Source organism: Humibacter ginsengisoli, assembly GCF_054780095.1.
On record NZ_BAAGWZ010000002.1, the window covers coordinates 1 to 17,354 of the forward strand.

A 17,354-nucleotide genomic window follows, 5' to 3' on the forward strand; every position below is an offset into this window, starting at 1 on the left:
AGCTGATCTGACTAGAATCGAATATCAAACTGACATTCAAAAATATCTAATCCAAAGGAATCCCAACACCCAACACCAACCAAAAAGGCCGATGCCAGTGACGAGGTTAATTGGCATATGACATTGTGCACGCTGTTGAGTTCTCAAGGATCGGACACTCTCGGTTTCAGGTCTCGCGACCCTCTCCCCGAGGCAACTTTCCTACCTTACCACCTTCGACGCGATTGTCAACTTGACGAACCGCTCGTGCCAGGCGCATGAACACGCCGAAACACCGGCGAGCTGGTTTGACAACCAACTCTTCGAGGTGGGCTTTTCATCCTACAAGCCAGTGGTTCTCTCCTGCAACAGGAGTAGCTCTTCGGCTGAGGACTGTCCCTCTTGAGGCGGGTTGCTCTGGGAGCGTTCCGCGCCTTTGGGCGACAGATGTTTACTGTACGTGCCGCCCGCGGGGAGACGCAAATCGCAGTGCGTACCGGGCGTGTCGCCGGGCATCCGCACGTGCGGGATCACTCGACGAAGACGCCGGCAAGCGTCTTCTTGCCCCTGCGGAGCACGGCGACGCCGCTCGGGAGTACGTTGCTCGCGACGGTCGCCGCCGCATCGTCCACCTTGGTGTTGTTCACGTAGACGCCGCCCTGCGCTATCGCTCTGCGGGCCTCGGACAGACTCGACGTGAGCCCAGTGTCGACCAGCAACTGGGCGATCGGTGCATGCGGAGAGGTCGTCGTGTTGGGAAGCTCGCGGAGCGCTGCCTCGAGAGTGGTGGCATCCGCCGCTTCGAGGTCGCCGTTGCCGAACAGTGCTTCTGCCGCGGAGATGACGGCCTCAGTGGCTACGGCACCGTGCACAAGAGTCGTTACCTCTCTGGCCAGCGTGCGCTGCGCCTCTCGCTTGTACGGCTCGTCGGCGACGGCCTGTTCCAGTCGCTCGATCTCGTGTCGCGGCAGGAATGTGAAGACCTTGAGCCGGTCGATGGCGTCGGCGTCGAGCGTGTTGAGCCAGAACTGGTAGAACGCGTACGGACTGGTCATGGCCGGATCGAGCCAGACCGCGTTCCCTTCGCTCTTGCCGAACTTGGTCCCGTCGCTGTTGGTCACCAGCGGGGTGCCGATCGCATGCACGCTGACACCCTCGACGCGATGGATCAGGTCGGTGCCACTGGTGAGATTGCCCCACTGATCGCTTCCGCCGGTCTGGAGCACGCAGCCGTACTGGCGGTAGAGCTCCAGGTAGTCATAGCCCTGCAGGATCTGATAGCTGAACTCGGTGTAGCTGATGCCGGCGTCGGAGTTGAGGCGCGCGGCGACGGCGTCCTTCTTGAGCATGGTGCCGACCCGGTAGTGCTTTCCGACATCGCGGAGGAAGTCGATTGCCGACAACGGCGCCGTCCAGTCCAGGTTGTTCACGAGACGCACCGCGGTCTCCCCCTCGTCACTGAGGAAGCGCGACACCTGGGCCTGAAGTTTTCCGACCCACTGGGAGACCGTCTCCTTTGTGTTGAGTGTGCGTTCCGCGGAAGGACGCGGATCCCCGATGAGACCCGTCGACCCGCCGACCAGCCCCAGTGGCTTGTGGCCGGCCAGCTGAAGCCTGCGCATGACGATGAGTTGCACGAGATTGCCGAGATGCAGGCTCGCGGCCGTTGGATCGAAGCCGCAGTAATAGGTGATGGGCCCCCTGGTCAGCGCCTCGCGCAGCGCCACGGGATCGGTCGAGACGTGGACGTGTCCGCGCCAGACGAGCTCGTCCCAGATATCGTCGAAACTCGGGTCGTTGCTCTGGTTGGAGAGGACGTCGGCTGGCACGCCACAACAGTAGCAACGCCTGACGGCTTACACTGTCGGAGGTGAATGCTTGAGGCTTAAGTCAATATGGGTTAAGCTTGCAGCCTTATCTTGTATCAGGAGGCACCGTGTTCGTCATCACAGCGGATCAGGTGAACAGCCGCACTGAACCGGATGTCGTGGACGAGACACAGCGTCGGCTCGAGGAGATGTTCGGAGACAAACTCCCGCTGGGAGTCGACCGCAATGCCGGCGACGAGGTGCAAACGCTGACCGCGGACGCGGGCGCGGCACTCGGCATCGCGCTCGACCTGACACGCACGGGCGAATGGAGCGTAGGCATCGGATGCGGCCAGGTGCGGGAGCCGTTGCCGGCCGAAGCACGAGCGGCGACCGGACCGGCGTTCTACGCCGCGCGTGAAGCCGTCGACACGGCGAAGAAGCGCGCGACGCGGTTCGCGTTGCGATCGGGGGGCCCGACAGAGGAAGAGCGGGCATCCGATATCGAGGCCCTGGTCGATCTGCTCCTGGCTGTGCGTGTCAGACGCAGCGACGCAGGGTGGGAACTCTACGACCTGATGCGACAGGGGCTCACTCAACGAGACGCGGCGACACGGCTGAGCGTCAGCGAGCCGGCCGTGAGCTCGCGGGCGCGGGCTGCAGGCATCCATCCCGAAGCGGCCGCGGTGCCCGCGCTCACTAGGCTGATGCAGGACCTCGACCGGCGCTCCGCCGAAGGAGAGTGAGATGCCCTTTCCCCTGATATACCCGGTTCTGACCACCGTCTACTGGGCATTCGTGATCGTGGTTGTCGGGCTCGGCGTCGCCGCAGCGGCCGTGACGCTGAAAACCCCGCGGCGGTGGCTCGTGATCGCCGCTGCGGCAGCGATCGTTGTCTGCATGATCGCCGTCGTGCTGCCCCACGGGAAGCCGCTTCCGGCGTACAGCGTGGTGCTGGGCCTCGCGGTTCTGTCGCTCAGCGTGCTCGGCGGCGGTCCGGCCACGCTCTTCGTGCTCGCGGTCGCTTCGAGAGGCAGCATGCGCGAGGGAAGCCACGGCGGCATCGTCGTGGAACGCACGGTGCCCGATGGCGAGGTCGTGCGCGGCGAAGTGCTGCGTGGCGGCACAGTGATCGGAGTGTTCGAGCGGATCGCGACGACGGCGAGCATCATGGCCGGCTTTCCGGAGGCGATCGCTGCGGTGATCGCCATCAAGAGCGTCGGGCGGTTCACGGAGCTGGACGTCGCGGAGGTGCGGGAGCGGTTCATCATCGGCACGCTGGTGAGCCTCGTGTGGGCAGCGGCATGCGGCGCGTTGTTCCGGTTCGCGATCGGGGTCTGAGAAGCGCATCTCGGAGGGGCTTGCGGCTCGGTTCGGGTGGCGCCGCCTCCGTCGGAAGCTCACCCCGCAGGGTGGCCGGACGACTTAGCGCGAGCGTGGCGTTTGTAGGGCGATACCGACGGGTCACCCGGAATCCAGAAGCGCCAGGGATACAGCGCCTCGTCGCCGCCCGGTCCGCTGATGCCCGTGCGAGGCCCGGTAGCGAACGGCGTAACCGGAGTGTCGGGGATCTCGATGGCGAATGGTGGTTCGAAGGCGTCGGAGCCGTTCTCATCCAGCCGGATGCCTGCAGCCACCGTGAGCCGCGCCGGTCCGCGCGCCAGGTCGCGATGCGGCGCCTTCGACCCACGACGTCGCCAGGCCAGCTCCTCGCCGACGATCACCTCGGCACCGCGCAGCAGCACCGCCGAAGCCCGGCCCTCCGGCGAGCACACCAGGTTGGCGCAGGTGTGCATGCCGTAGGTGAAGTACGCGTACACGTGCCCGGGCGGACCGAACATGACGGCGTTCCGCGGCGTCTTTCCGCGGAACGCGTGCGAGCCGGGGTCCGTTCCGTCGCCCAGGTACGCCTCTACCTCGGTCAGCCGCAACGTCACCGGGCCGTCGTCGGTGATGTGCGTGAGATGGGCACCGAGGAGCTCCGGTGCCACGTCAAGAGAACTGCGTTCGAAGAACGACCTGTCGGGAACGTGCATGCCTGAGCGCTAGAAGAGCCGGCCGCCGATGACCAGCGTGGCGACGATCGCCAGGATCACGACCGCCGCGGCGACCACCGCGATCGCCGTCGTCAGCCGCTGCCTCCGTCTGGCCATCAGACTCCACCGCCGAACAGCGATTCGGAGAGGATGCGAACCCGCTCGGTGAGGTGGGTGCGCTGCTCGGCGACGCGGACGGCCGCGGTTCCGCCTACGCCGTCGCGGGAGGCGACGGAACCTTCGACGGTCAGCACCTCGCCTACCTCGGGCGTCAGGTGCGGCGAGATCGCAACCAGTGCGGTGTCATCCACCTCATCGAGTTCGAGTCCGTGCGATTCGGCATGGGCGACCAGCCTGCCGGTGATCTCGTGGGCGTCCCGGAACGGCACGTGCTGCTTGACGAGCCACTCGGCCACGTCGGTGGCCAGGGAGTAACCCTGAGGGGCGAGCTCGCGCATCCGTTCCGTGTGGAAGCGGAGCGTGGCGACCATGCCGGTGAAGGCGGGAAGCAGCACCTCGAGTGTGTCGACCGAGTCGAACACGGGTTCCTTGTCTTCCTGCAGGTCGCGGTTGTACGCGAGAGGAAGACCTTTGAGCGTTGCGAGCAGACCGCTGAGGTTGCCGATCAGCCGGCCCGCCTTGCCGCGGGCGAGTTCCGCGATGTCGGGGTTCTTCTTCTGCGGCATGATCGACGACCCCGTCGAGTACGAGTCGCTGAGCGTGACGAAGCCGAACTCCCTCGTGTTCCAGAGGATGATCTCCTCGGCGAAACGTGAGACATCCACTCCCAGCTGAGCCGTGATGTAGGCGAACTCGGCCACAAGATCCCTCGAGGCGGTTCCGTCGATCGAGTTCTCGACGACCGTGGAGAACCCTAGCTCTGAGGCGACCAGCGCGGCGTCGAGGCCGAGCGTGTTGCCGGCGAGGGCACCTGAGCCGTAGGGCGAGGCATCCGAGCGGATGCGCCAGTCGCGGATGCGCTCGAGGTCGCGCACGAGGGGCCAGCAGTGCGCCAGCAGATGGTGGGCGAGCAGCACCGGCTGAGCGTGCTGGAGATGCGTGCGGCCCGGCATGACCGCATCGGGGTTCGCCTCGGCCTGCGATGCCAGGGCGTCGATCAAGTCGAGCACCAGTCGCGCGAGCTTCTCGGAGTGGTCGCGCAGGAAGAGCCGCGCGAGCGTCGCGATCTGGTCGTTGCGGCTGCGGCCCGCACGGAGCTTGCCACCAAGTTCGGTGCCGGCCCGTTCGACGAGACCTCGCTCCAGGGCGGAGTGCACGTCTTCATCGGATGCCTGAGCGCCGAAAGCTCCGGAGGTCACGTCCTCGAGCAGCACGTCGAGGGCATCCGTCATCGCCGTCAACTCGTCGGCAGTCAGGTACCCGGCGGCGGCCAGCGCTTTCGCGTGCGCCTTCGACCCGGCGATGTCGTACTCGGCCAGACGCCAGTCGAACTGCGTGGACCGGCTGAGCTCGGTCAGTTCCGGTGAGGGGCCGCCGGCGAACCGCCCACCCCAGAGCGCGCCGGCCTCCCCCGCCCTGTTGCCGTTCGGCTCGTCAGGCATGTCTTGCACCTCTCGCATCGCTGGCCGTAGCCTTCATGCCGCGTTCTTCTCCAGCAGCCAGACCAGGAGCGCCTTCTGCGCGTGCAAGCGGTTCTCCGCCTCCTGCCAGATAGCGCTCTGCGGTCCGTCGATGACCTCTGGATCCACCTCGTAGCCGCGGTCGGCCGGCAGACAGTGCAGGAAGATCGCGTTCGGCTTCGCCAGAGCCATCAGCTCTGGCGTCACCTTGTAGCTTCCCATCGCAGCGATGCGGTGCGCCTTCTCTTCTTCTTTGCCCATCGAGACCCAGGTGTCCGTGACGATGACATCGGCTCCGGCAGCTGCCTCGAACGGATCCGTGTAGAGGGTCACGGAGCCGCCGGTGGCGGAGGCGAGGGCATCCGCGTCGGAGACCACCTCGTCGTGCGGCGCGAACTCGTCGGGAGAAGCCACGCGGATGTTCATGCCCGCGATCGCCCCGGCGAGCAGGTAGGACTGCGCCATGTTGCTCGCCCCGTCGCCGAGGAACGCGACCGTGAGCCCGGAGAGTGAGCCGAAGGCATCCCTGATCGTGAGCAGGTCGGCGAGCAACTGGCACGGGTGGAAGTCGTCGGAGAGGGCGTTGATCACGGGAACCGTCGTGCCCGCCGCCATTTCCTCGAGACCGGATTGCGCGTAGGTGCGCCAGACGATCGCCGACACCATGCGCTCGAGCACGCGAGCCGTATCGGACGGCGTCTCTTTGCCGCCCAGCTGGCTGTTCGCGGTGCTGATGATGAGCGGAGTTCCGCCGAGATCGGCGATGCCGACGGCGAACGAGACCCGAGTGCGAGTGGACGATTTGTCGAAGATCACCGCAACGGTCTGCGGACCCGCCAGCGGCTTGCGCCCCCAGCGGTCCTCTCGGATGCGCACGGCGAGGTCGAGGATCTCGGACTGCTCCCCGGCGGTCAGATCGTCGTCGCGCAGAAAATGGCGGGTCACGGTTCAGGCTCCCTGTTGCTGGTGGTCGAGCGGACGCTGTTCGAGTTCGGCGAGTGCTGCGCGGAAACGCCGGTCGAATTCGGCGACCTCGTCATCACCGATGATCAGGGGCGGGGCGAGCCGGATGCTCGACTCGTTGGGCGCGTTGACGATCAGGCCATTGCGCAGCGCCGCCGCCGTGAGTTGGTCGGCCAGCGGTTCGGACAAGCCGACTCCGATGAGAAGTCCCTCTCCCCTGAGTTCGGCGATGAGTGGAGAGCCGATCGACGCCACGACCTGCCGCAGCTCAGCCCCCCGACGCTTGGCGTTCTCGACCAGACCGGAGCGCTCGATCTCCTCGAGCACGGCGCCGGCGACGGCCGTGGCTAGCGGGTTTCCACCGAAGGTGCTGCCGTGCTGGCCGCGCGTGAACAGGCCGGATGCCTGCCCGAACGTCACGAGGGCACCGATCGGGACGCCGCCGGCCATTCCCTTGGCGATGGTGATCGCGTCGGGGACGATGCCGGCGTGCTGGTAGCCGAACCACTCGCCGGTGCGGCCGATCCCGGTCTGGATCTCGTCGAGGATCAGCAGCGCGCCGTGCCGCTGCGTGAGCTCTCGAGCGGCCGCCACATATCCGTCGGGAAGGTCGATGACACCGGCCTCGCCCTTGATCGGCTCCACGAAGAGCGCAGCGACCGTGTCGTCCAGAGCTGCTTCCAGCGCAGCGATCGTCGATTCGATGTGCTCGACGCCGGGCACCATCGGTTCGAAGGGCTCGCGCATGTCCGGCTTGCCGGTGAGCGCGAGCGAGCCCATCGTTCTGCCGTGGAACCCGTTCTGCAGTGCGAGGATGCGCGTGCGCGGCCCGGTCGAGTTGAGCCGCGCCAGCTTGAACGCGGCCTCGTTCGCCTCGGTGCCTGAGTTGCAGAAGTAGACGCGGCCGTACGTGCCTGCGCCGGTGATGCGCAGCAGCCTCTCGGCCAGCGCGACCTGCGGCGGCGTGGCGAAGTAGTTCGAGACGTGGACGAGCTTCGCCGCCTGCGTGGCGAGCGCGTCGAGCAGCACTGGATGCGCGTGTCCCAGAGCGTTCACCGCGATACCGGCGAGGAAGTCCAGATACTCCTTGCCGTCGACATCCCACACGTAGGCGCCTCGGCCGTGATCGAGCATGACGGCGGGCACGGCGAGCGAACCCATCATCACCTCGCCGAAGGTCTCGTGCCAATGCTGGGTTGTGCCGGCTTGCATGGTCGGGGCCGGGCTTGTCGTGGCCGTCACGCGGTCACCTCCGTTCCGCTGCCGCTGGTGGTGAAGAGTTCGAAGAGGAGCGAGTGCTCGTCTCGGCCGTCGATGACGGCAGCCTTCGGCACCCCGCCCTCGACGGCGTGCAGGCATGCGGTCATCTTGGGAATCATCCCGGCATCGAGCGACGGCAGCAGCTCGCGCAACTCGACGGGGGTGATGGATGAGATGAGCGAGTCGCGGTCCGGCCAGTCTCGGTAGAGGCCGGGAACGTTGGTGAGGATCACCAGCTTCGCCGCGCCGAGCGCTATGGCGAGCGCGGATGCCGCGGCATCCGCGTTGACGTTCAGCGTGCGCCCGGGGACGTCGGCGTCCAGCGCGATCGACGAGACCACGGGCACGCGGCCGGCGTGCAGTTCGGCCAGCACGCCCTCAGGATTGACCCCGATGACGTCGCCCACCAGTCCGAGGTCGACCGCCTCGCCATCGATGAGTTCTGTACGCACCCGGCCCTCGAAGAGCCGGGCGTCTTCCCCCGACATCCCGGAGGCGAGCGCACCGTGCCGGTTGATGTGGCCGACGATGTCGCGGCTGATCTGGCCGGTGAGGACCATGCGGACGACATCCATCGTCTCTGGCGTCGTCACCCGGTAGCCGCCGCGGAATTCGCTGACGATGCCGAGCCGGTCGAGCATGGCGGAGATCTGCGGTCCCCCGCCGTGCACGACGACAGGACGAATGCCGGCGTACCGCAGGAACGCGATGTCATCGGCGAACGCGCGCACGAGTGTGTCGTCCACCATGGCGTTGCCGCCGAACTTGATCACGATCGTCTCGCCGTGGAAGGCCTTCAGCCAGGGAAGCGCCTCGATGAGGACTGCCGCCTTGGTGCTGTGGTGCGCGATGAGCGGGAGCGGCTGGGGTTCGGTGTTCGCGGGATCGGTCATCAGCTGGAGTAGGCGCTGTTCTCGTGCACGTAGTCGTGCGTGAGGTCGTTGGTGCGGATGGTCGCCGAGACGTCGCCGGCGTGCAGATCGATGACGATCGAGGTGGCGCGGGGGCTGAGATCCACGAGGTCTCGCGGCTGGTCGGGCTCTCCCGCCGTGCACACCTGGACGCCGTTGATCTTCACGTCGATCCCGTACGGGTCGAACTGTGCGTCGGTCGTTCCGACCGCTGCGAGCACCCTGCCCCAGTTCGGGTCCTGGCCGAAGATGGCGGCCTTGAACAGGTTGCTGCGAGAGACGGCTCGCGCGACCTTCACCGCGTCGTCGTCCGTCGCCGCGTGCACGACCTCGATCGCGATGTCGTGCGAGGCACCCTCGGCGTCACCCTGAAGTTGCAGCGCCAGGTCGTGGCAGAGATCGGTGAGCGCGAGCGCGAACTCGTCCGCGGTCGGGGTGGCTCCCGACGCTCCCGATGCCATCAGGACGACGGTGTCGTTCGTGGACATGCATCCGTCGGAGTCGAGCCGATCGAACGTCACACGGGTGGCGGCGCGGAGGGATGCGTCGAGCACGCCCGAGTCCAGGGCGGCGTCCGTGGTGATCACGACGAGCATGGTGGCGAGCCCTGGTGCGAGCATCCCCGCACCCTTCGCCATGCCGCCGATCGACCACCCGTCGCCCGCCACGATGGCCTGCTTCGGATGCGTGTCGGTCGTCATGATCGCCTGCGCGGCGGCGAGACCACCGGCTTCGCTCTCGTCGAGAGACGCTGCGGCAGCACCGACCCCCTCGGTCACCGCCGTGCGATTCAGCTGGTCGCCGATGAGCCCGGTCGAGCACACAACCACGTCACCGGCGGACACGCCGAGGTGTTCCGCCACCGCTTCTGCCGTGGCGTGCGAGGTCTGGAATCCCTCTGAGCCCGTGTAGCAGTTCGCGCCGCCGGAGTTGAGCACGACGGCGGACACGACCCCGTCGGCGGCAGCGCGTTCGCTCCAGAGCACCGGGTTGGCCTTGCACCGGTTCGAGGTGAACACAGCCGCCGCGTTCTGCAGAGGGCCCAGGTTGTGCACGAGCGCCAGGTCGAGTCCGCCGCTCGTCTTCAGTCCCGCGGCGACACCTGACGCGGCGAATCCTGCGGGTGCCGTGATGCTCACGGTGCGACTCCGTTCACGCTGAGGCCGGTGGTCTCCGGCAGACCGAGCGCGATGTTCGCGCACTGGATGGCGGCACCCGCCGTGCCCTTCGCCAGGTTGTCGACGGCGACGATGGACACGACGCGGTTCGCCGCAGAGTCGACCGCGATGCCGATGAGCGCTGTGTTGGCTCCCAGCACGTCGGACGTGCGCGGGAACTTGCCTGCGGGAAGCACCTGCACGAACGGCTCCCCCGCGTAGGCGTCGTTCCAGGCCGAGCGCACCTCGTCAACCGAGACGCCGGGCTTCAACGGCGCCGAGACGGTCGCCAGTATGCCCCGCGCCATGGGCACGAGCACCGGCGTGAACGAGATGGCCGGGTTCGACGCTCCCGCGAGGCGGAGGTTCTGCAGGATCTCCGGGATGTGACGGTGCGTTCCGCCGACGCCGTAAGGGACGGCGTTGCCGAGCAGCTCGGAGGCGAGGTAGGTGGTCTTGAGACTCTTCCCCGCACCGCTCGGGCCCACGGCGAGCACGGCCACGATTCCGGTCTCGTCGATGATCCCGGCAGCCACTCCCGGAGCGATGGCGAGTGACACGGAACTCGCGTTGCAGCCGGGCGCGGCGATGCGCTTCACCCCGGCGAGGGCATCCCGCTGCTTGCCGTCGACGGTGGGCAGCTCCGGCACGCCGTACGCCCAGGCGCCTGCGTAGTCGCCGCCGTAGAACGCGTTCCAGTCCTCCTCGGACGTCAGCCGGTGATCGGCACCGCAGTCCACGACGAGCACGTCGTCGCCGAGCTGGGCGCTGATGGAACCGGATGCTCCGTGCGGCAGAGCGAGGAAAACGACGTCGTGACCGGCGAGAGTCGCGGCATCCGTCTCCTGCAGCGTGAGGTGAACGAGGGAACGAAGGTGCGGCTGGTGGTCGATGAGCGGTGACCCGGCGTTGGAGCCCGCGGTCACGGTGCGAATGTCGAACGAGGGATGATCGGCCAGGATGCGGAGGAGCTCTCCCCCCGCGTAGCCCGAGGCGCCTGCTACGGCAACCGAATAGGACATGTCTCTACCTTAAGAGTCGTGGAACGGTGGTCGGCACGGCGACGCCCACGGTGAGTCCGCGCTGGAGCGCGGGCACGTACGCGTCGCCTAGCCTCGGCGCGCGTCCAGACGTCGGCGCAGGGCACGGGTCGAGAAGACCTGTGCGATCGCGGTGCGCCGAGCGTGAGACATGCGAGCCAGCATAGCGGGCATCCGACTGGGTCGACGAATCGAGGCTTCCGCCCCGTCACACCCGGTTGCTCGCCCGCGTGTACTACTCCCTGACAGTCGCACTGAAGCGCTCACCGGCCACACGAGCTCCGGCAAGCTTGGCCTCGCTTGCTTCGGCAGCTGTGAGCGTGCGATCCGGGGCACGGAAGCGCAGCGCGAACGTCAGGCTCTTCGTGCCCTCCGGCACGCCCGGTCCGCGATAGTCGTCCACGACGTGCGCATGCTCGAGAAGTTCGCCTGCGCCCTCGACCACCGCAGCCAGCACATCCGCCGCGGGAACTGCAGCGTCGACGACCAGGGAGAGGTCCTGCGTCGCCGCCGGGAATGTCGAGATGGGCGTCACCTCGATGTCCCGGCCGGCCGCGGCGAGCATCCGGTCGAGGTTCAGCTCGAGCACCGCGACCACACGCGGCAGGTCGGCATCTTCCGCCACCTGCGGCAGCAGCTCACCGGCGTACCCGATCGGTTCGCCGCCCATAAGCACCTCAGCCGTACGGCCCGGGTGCAGCGCCTTGTGGGAGCCCTGGCGCACGGTCAGCGGCACGCCGAGCGCCGTCTGCAGCGTGCGCACGGCTGCGAGGGCATCGGCGATGCCGGCCGCGACGGCGGCGAGACCGGGCTGCTTCGGCGTCGATTCCCCTGTGAAAAGCGCGGCGACCATGCGCGGCTGTGCCGGGATGCCCTCTGCCAGCTGCTCGAGAACGTTCGGCTCCGGAAGCACTGCACCAGGAGGCAACTGCGCTGTTCCACGCACCGGCCCGGCCGGACGGAACACCAGGCCGATCTCGAACAGGGCGAGATCGGTCAGGCCACGCGACAGGTTGCGCTTGGCCGTCTCGACCAGCCCTGGGAGCAGGGACGCCCTCATGAACGGCACTGACGCATCCAGTGCGTTGGCCAGGCACACCGAGGGCACCGGCTCACCATCCGCCGAGCCGTACAGGTCGTTCTGCGCCTGTGTGACGAACGGGTAGACGAGCACCTCCGTGAGGCCGCTTCCCGCGAGCGCGGTCGCCGCCTGCCTGCGCAATTGCTGCACGCGCGTGAGGCCGCGGCCAGGCGGCGCGACGGGAAGCACGGAAGGGATGCGGTCGTAGCCGACGATGCGGGCGACCTCTTCCGCCAGGTCGGACTCGTCGTTCAGGTCGGGACGCCAGCTGGGCGGCGTGACGATGAGCCCGCCCTCCGTCTGCTCGATGACTCCGCCGATCTCGGCGAGCGACGAACGCACTTCCTCGTCGGTGAACTCGGCGCCGACGAGGGCGCTGACGAAGCCGTTCCTGAGCAGGATCGGCTCGCGCAGCTCGACCGTGTGCAGGGTCGATCCGAGGCCGTCGGCCTGGCCACCGCCGAGTTGCTCGAGCAGCTGCACGACGCGGGCGGCCGCGGCGCGCGCCACGTCCGGGTCGACGCCTCGTTCGAACCTTCGCGACGCCTCGCTCGGCAGCTTGTGCCTGCGTGCGCTTCGGGCGACCGTGACGGGATCGAAGTTCGCGGCCTCGACCAGCACATCGGTGGTCGTCTCGCTCACCTCGGTGTTCGCACCGCCCATGACGCCCGCGAGTCCGATCGGGCCGGAGTCGTCGGTGATGAGCAGGTCTTCCGGGTCGAGTGCTCGCGTCTGCCCGTCGAGGGTCCGGATGCTCTCCCCCGGCTTCGCGCGACGCACCGTGATGCCGCCGGTCAGCCTGGCCAGGTCGTAGGCGTGAATCGGCTGGCCGAGCTCCACCATCACATAGTTCGTGATATCGACGATGAGCGAGACGGAGCGGATGCCTGCCAGCACGAGCCGTGAGATCATCCACGCCGGCGTGGGTGCAGCGGGGTCGATCCCGCGCACCACCCTGGTGACGAAGACGCTCGCCCCGACGCGGCCGCGGATGGGTGCCTCGTCGTCGATCGTCACCCGGAAGCCGTCGGCGTCCACCGGCTCGACCGCGAGCGCCGGGTCACGGAACGCCGCACCGGTCGAGTGCGCGTACTCGCGAGCGATGCCGCGGATGGAGAGCGCGTACCCGCGGTCCGGGGTGACGTTCACCTCGACGGACGTGTCGTCGAGGCCGAGCAGAGCGATGGCATCCGTGCCCACCGGGGCGTCGATACCGAGCTCCACGAGACGCAGGATGCCGCTGTGCTCATCGCCGAGGCCGAGCTCGCGCGCGGAGGCGATCATGCCGTCGGAGACGTGACCGTAGGTCTTTCGCGCCGCGATCGGGAAGGGACCTGGCAATACGGAGCCCGGCAGCGTCACCACGACCTTGTCGCCGACGAGGAAGTTGCGGGCGCCGCAAACGATGCCATGCACGGCGTCTCCGCCGTCCGCCGCCGGCTCGCCGTCATCCGCCACGCGCACCTGGCACCAGCGGATGGTCTTGCCGTTGGTCTGCGGCTCTTCGACGAAGTCGAGCACCTCGCCGACGACGACCGGTCCGGAGATGTCGAAGCGGTGGATCTCCTCCTCTTCGAGCCCTACCTTGACGAGCGCCGCGTGCACGTCCTCTGGCGTGGAGCCGGGGATGACGTCGACGTACTCGGCGAGCCAACTCAGGGGGACGCGCATCAGACCACCATTCCGAACTGCTGAGAGAAGCGAATGTCTCCCTCGACGATGTCTCGCATGTCGCCGAGTCCGTTGCGGAACTGCAGCGCGCGCTCGATGCCCATGCCGAAAGCGAAGCCGCTGTAGACATCCGGATCGATGCCGGCGGAGCGCAGCACGTTGCGGTTCACCATGCCGCAGCCGCCCCACTCGATCCAACGGGCACCGCCCTTCGCGCCGGGCTGCCAGAAGTCCATCTCGGCGCTCGGCTCCGTGAACGGGAAGTAGTTGGGACGCAGGCGGATCTTCGCTTCATCGCCGAACATCGCGCGAGCGAAGTGCTCGAGCGTGCCGCGCAGGTGCGCCATGGTGAGGCCCTTATCGACGGCGATGCCCTCGATCTGGCTGAAGACGGGGGTGTGGGTGGCGTCGAGCTCGTCGGTGCGGTAGACGCGACCCGGCGCGACCACATAGACCGGCAGCTCCCGCTCGAGCAACGCGCGAACCTGCACCGGTGAGGTGTGCGTGCGCAGCACCAGGTGCGCCTCAGGGGGCTCGACGAAGAACGTGTCCTGCAGGGCGCGCGCCGGGTGATCGGCGTCGAAGTTGAGCGCGTCGAAGTTGAACCACTCGCTTTCCAGCTCCGGCCCCTCCGCCACCTCCCAGCCCATGCCGACGAAGATGTCGGTCATGCGCTCCTGCAGCACGGAGAGTGGATGCCTCGCCCCCGCACGACCGGGCAGGGCCACCTCGGTCACGTCCAGCGCTTCCTCCGCCAGCCGCTTGGCGTTCTCCGCCTCGGCGAGCACGGTCTCCTTGGCGGCGAACGCCTGGTTCACTCGTCCCCTGGCCTGCCCGACGAGCTTGCCGAGCGCGGCCTTCTGGTCGGCGGGCACATCGCGAAGCCCGGCGTTGAGCCTGGCGAGCGTCGAATGCTCGCCGGCGTGCGCCGCGCGGGCCGCCTTGAGTTCCGCGACACCGGAGGCTGCGTCGACCGCGGCCAGGGCCGCCTCGACCGCCGAGCGCACCGCGGATTCGGTGATCTGGATGGGTTCTGGCACGAAGATCAAGTCTACGCAGGGCCCGGGGCCGGAAATCCCGGCTTCGCACCCGCCACGATCGAGGCGACCACCTTGTCGACGGCATCCCGAGACGGCGTGGCGCCGAGCTCTCCGGCGAAGAGAAGGTGACCGGAGCCCATCAGCGCGAGCGCGAGTGTCCGCGGCTCGGCGAGCGGCGCCAGGCGGCCACGATCGCGCTCCTCAGTGAGATACGACGTGAGCATGCTCGTCGCTTCGCCGAGATACGACAGGGGGTGGTCTCCGGATGCCCGCAGCCTGGCGCGCACCGCGTCCCGGGCGATGACGATGCGGATGACCGCCAGCCCGAGCGGATCGAAAACACGCACCAACGCTTCGCTCAGGTTCTCCATCACGCTCGACGTTCCGGCTCGGGCTCGGAGATCACCGCCGAGGCTCCGGAGGCCGGCCGTCTTGCGCTCCACCCACTCCGCCAGGAACGTGTCGAAGTCCGCGAAATGGCGATGAAGCACGCCCTTCGCCACGCCGAGCTCCTCGGTCACGGAGCGGCTGGTCAGGCCACTCGGGCCATCACGGAGCACGACCCGGTCCGCGGCGTCGAAGAGGCGAGCGCGGGCATCCTGCAAGGCGACTCCGGTGGGCACCACGGCAGTCCTCTCGTTCGCTCAGCGCGATCGCGCTCGATAGTGGCCACGTGCCCACTTATAGTGGGCGCATGGTCACTCTACCCGAGCGCTTCACGGCATCCGAATCCCATAACGCGCGAGACATGGCGGAGTCGTTCGGTGCTCACGCCGCGGCCTACGACCGCGCCCGCCCGCGCTACCCGAGCGAATTGGCCGACCGGGTTCTTTCCGAAACCCCTACCGTCTCTGACGCGGCAGACGTGCTCGACGTCGGCATCGGCACCGGCATCTCCGCTCTGCCGTTTCGCGACCGCGGCGCACGCATCACGGGAGTGGACGTGGATGCCCGCATGGCCGAGTTCGCCAGGGCACGCGGCTTCGACGTCGAGGTGGCGAAATTCGAAGAGTGGAACTCTGCCGGCCGCGACTTCGACCTCGTCATCGCCGGACAGACGTGGCACTGGATCGACCCCGTCGCGGGCGCGGCAAAAGCCGGGAGCGTGCTCCGGCCCGGTGGAAGGCTTGCGGTGTTCTGGAACGTGATGCAGTTCCCACAGGAGCTCGGAGCTGCGTTCGATGCCGCGCTCGCACGCGCTCTGCCCGGCACGCCGTTCGCCAGGGGGATCTCGGCGGGGCTGTCCGGATACGCGTCGCAGCTGGACAAGGCGAGTGCGGGCATCCGGGATTCCGGCGCATTCGGCAAGGCCGAGCAGTGGCGATTCGACTGGCGCCGGGAGTACACCCGGAACGAATGGCTGGACGGGCTGCCGACCTCTGGCGGGTTCAACCAGCTGCCCGCCGAGCGGCTCGATCCGCTGCTGCGCGAGATCGGCCAGGCGATCGACGTCGCCGGCGGGTCGTTCACGATGGACTACGCCGCTATGGTGGTCACAGCTGTACGGAACGGCTGAGCCTGCTCGTCAGGATCGCTGCGCGAACGCCGACTCGTACAGGCACACCGACGCCGCGGTCGCGAGATTCATCGACTCGGCGTGCCCGTAGATGGGCACCGTGATCACCCGATCGACGAGGGCTACGGCTTCGTCGGACAGCCCGTGCGCCTCGTTGCCGAACACCCATGCGGTCGGCTCGGCGAGCTCGCCGCTCACGCGCGCGAGCAGCAGGTCATCGCCGGCCATGTCGGCGGCGAGCACGCGGAGTCCCGCAGTCTTGGCCTGCTCGAGCACGGCGTCGATGGTGGCGGCCACCGCCACAGGCACGTGGAAGATCGAACCCGTCGTCGAGCGGACGACCTTCGGGTTGTAGAGATCGACGGTGTGGCCGGAGAACACGACGGCATCCGCTCCCGCCGAGTCCGCGGCACGGATGATCGTGCCCGCGTTCCCCGGATCGCGCACCTCTTCCAGCACCGCGATCAGTCGTGGTGACGCGTCGAAGACCGCGTCGAGGGAGACCGGGAACTGCCGGCACACTGCCACGAACCCCTGCGGCGTGACCGTATCCGCCATCGCGTCGAGCACGTGCTCAGCCACGAGCTCCGTACGCACCTCCGCCTGCCTGGCCAGTGCGACGACGTCATCGTGCTTGCGCAGCGCGTGCTCGGTGAGGAAGAGCTCGACCACGAGCTCCGGACGCCACGCGAGCGCCTCGCGCGCCGCCTGCGGACCCTCCAGCAAGAATGTCCCGGTGTCGGCACGCGCCGGTTTCTTCGCGAGTTTGGCGACGGCACGGACCCTTGGCGACCGGGGGTTGTCGAGCACGCGCTCAGCCTAGCCGTTGGCCGGGCTTGCAGGTTGCCGGACGCTCCTTCCCGGGACATGCGGAACGGCCCGACTCCCCATGGGAGTCGGGCCGTCCTGAATCTTGCCTACGCAGCCTTGGGGGCGGAGGTGTCAGCGGGCAGCGCCTTCTTCGCGGTCTCGACGAGCGCGGCGAACGTGGCGGGCTCGTTCACGGCCAGCTCTGCGAGGATGCGACGGTCCACCTCGACACCGGCCAGGTTCAGACCCTGGATGAAGCGGTTGTACGTCAGGCCGTTCTGGCGGCTCGCGGCGTTGATGCGCTGGATCCACAGACGACGGAAGTCACCCTTGCGGGCACGACGGTCACGGTAGCTGTAGACCAGCGAGTGGGTGACCTGCTCCTTCGCCTTGCGGTACAGGCGCGACCGCTGGCCGCGGTAGCCCTCGGCGCGCTCGAGGATGACCCGACGCTTCTTGTGGGCGTTGACGGCCCTCTTCACTCTTGCCATTGTTCGTAATT

General features: G+C 67.8%; 16 protein-coding genes. 3 read left to right on the top strand and 13 right to left on the bottom strand.

The genetic code is table 11. The features are described 5' to 3' along the window. Positions 1-509: 509 nt before the first annotated feature. On the bottom strand, positions 510-1,808 hold the full coding sequence (tyrS, locus tag ACYVI5_RS02355) for a tyrosine--tRNA ligase (protein ID WP_460578832.1): 1,299 nt from the start codon (positions 1,806-1,808) through the stop codon (positions 510-512). Between the two features lie 107 nt (positions 1,809-1,915). On the opposite strand from tyrS, the gene ACYVI5_RS02360 reads away from it, so the two are divergent. Both ACYVI5_RS02360 and ACYVI5_RS02365 read left to right on the top strand, forming a co-directional pair. Further along, on the top strand, positions 1,916-2,533 hold the full coding sequence (locus ACYVI5_RS02360; protein WP_460578833.1) for a DNA-binding protein: 618 nt from the start codon (positions 1,916-1,918) through the stop codon (positions 2,531-2,533). A 1-nt stretch (position 2,534) separates the two neighbouring features. Then, complete coding sequence (locus ACYVI5_RS02365) at positions 2,535-3,128, top strand: hypothetical protein (RefSeq protein WP_460578834.1); 594 nt, start codon at positions 2,535-2,537, stop codon at positions 3,126-3,128. Positions 3,129-3,187: 59 nt separating this feature from the next. On the opposite strand, the gene ACYVI5_RS02370 is transcribed toward ACYVI5_RS02365, so the two are convergent. From ACYVI5_RS02370 to ACYVI5_RS02415, 10 genes are all read right to left on the bottom strand, one after another. Continuing rightward, positions 3,188-3,823 (bottom strand): DNA-3-methyladenine glycosylase, encoded by a 636-nt coding sequence (locus ACYVI5_RS02370; protein WP_460578835.1) that lies wholly within the window; start codon positions 3,821-3,823, stop codon positions 3,188-3,190. Positions 3,824-3,939: 116 nt separating this feature from the next. Then, complete coding sequence (gene argH / locus ACYVI5_RS02375) at positions 3,940-5,385, bottom strand: argininosuccinate lyase (protein WP_460578836.1); 1,446 nt, start codon at positions 5,383-5,385, stop codon at positions 3,940-3,942. A gap of 33 nt (positions 5,386-5,418) precedes the next feature. Continuing rightward, positions 5,419-6,348 (bottom strand): ornithine carbamoyltransferase, encoded by a 930-nt coding sequence (gene argF / locus ACYVI5_RS02380; RefSeq protein WP_460578837.1) that lies wholly within the window; start codon positions 6,346-6,348, stop codon positions 5,419-5,421. Positions 6,349-6,351: 3 nt separating this feature from the next. Continuing rightward, positions 6,352-7,578: an acetylornithine transaminase gene (locus ACYVI5_RS02385; protein WP_460579208.1), complete on the bottom strand. Its 1,227-nt coding sequence runs from the start codon at positions 7,576-7,578 to the stop codon at positions 6,352-6,354. Positions 7,579-7,604: 26 nt separating this feature from the next. Then, positions 7,605-8,519 carry an acetylglutamate kinase gene (gene argB, locus ACYVI5_RS02390; protein WP_460578838.1) on the bottom strand — a complete coding sequence of 305 codons (915 nt, stop codon included), beginning with the start codon at positions 8,517-8,519 and terminating at the stop codon, positions 7,605-7,607. Then, positions 8,519-9,676, bottom strand: coding sequence for a bifunctional glutamate N-acetyltransferase/amino-acid acetyltransferase (argJ, locus tag ACYVI5_RS02395; protein WP_460578839.1), 1,158 nt, complete (start codon positions 9,674-9,676; stop codon positions 8,519-8,521). The genes argB and argJ overlap by 1 nt, the downstream gene beginning before the upstream one ends. Further along, positions 9,673-10,716, bottom strand: a complete 1,044-nt coding sequence (argC, locus tag ACYVI5_RS02400; RefSeq protein ID WP_460578840.1) for an N-acetyl-gamma-glutamyl-phosphate reductase — start codon at positions 10,714-10,716, stop codon at positions 9,673-9,675. The genes argJ and argC overlap by 4 nt, the downstream gene beginning before the upstream one ends. Positions 10,717-10,969: 253 nt before the next feature. After that, entirely contained in the window at positions 10,970-13,486 is a 2,517-nt protein-coding gene (gene pheT, locus ACYVI5_RS02405) for a phenylalanine--tRNA ligase subunit beta (RefSeq protein ID WP_460578841.1), read from the bottom strand. Continuing rightward, the gene (pheS, locus tag ACYVI5_RS02410; RefSeq protein ID WP_460578842.1) at positions 13,486-14,526 is read right to left on the bottom strand and encodes a phenylalanine--tRNA ligase subunit alpha; all 1,041 of its coding nucleotides are present in this window, start codon (positions 14,524-14,526) and stop codon (positions 13,486-13,488) included. Before pheS ends, pheT begins: the two co-directional genes overlap by 1 nt. Positions 14,527-14,537: 11 nt before the next feature. Next, positions 14,538-15,149, bottom strand: a complete 612-nt coding sequence (locus tag ACYVI5_RS02415) for a TetR/AcrR family transcriptional regulator (RefSeq protein ID WP_460578843.1) — start codon at positions 15,147-15,149, stop codon at positions 14,538-14,540. Between the two features lie 71 nt (positions 15,150-15,220). On the opposite strand from ACYVI5_RS02415, the gene ACYVI5_RS02420 reads away from it, so the two are divergent. Next, positions 15,221-16,042, top strand: coding sequence for a class I SAM-dependent DNA methyltransferase (locus ACYVI5_RS02420; protein WP_460578844.1), 822 nt, complete (start codon positions 15,221-15,223; stop codon positions 16,040-16,042). Between the two features lie 9 nt (positions 16,043-16,051). Here ACYVI5_RS02420 and ACYVI5_RS02425 read toward each other — a convergent pair whose 3' ends face one another. Then, positions 16,052-16,852, bottom strand: coding sequence for a TrmH family RNA methyltransferase (locus ACYVI5_RS02425; protein WP_460531785.1), 801 nt, complete (start codon positions 16,850-16,852; stop codon positions 16,052-16,054). 107 nt (positions 16,853-16,959) lie between these two features. Continuing rightward, positions 16,960-17,343: a 50S ribosomal protein L20 gene (gene rplT, locus ACYVI5_RS02430; RefSeq protein ID WP_460531782.1), complete on the bottom strand. Its 384-nt coding sequence runs from the start codon at positions 17,341-17,343 to the stop codon at positions 16,960-16,962. Positions 17,344-17,354 lie beyond the last annotated feature (11 nt).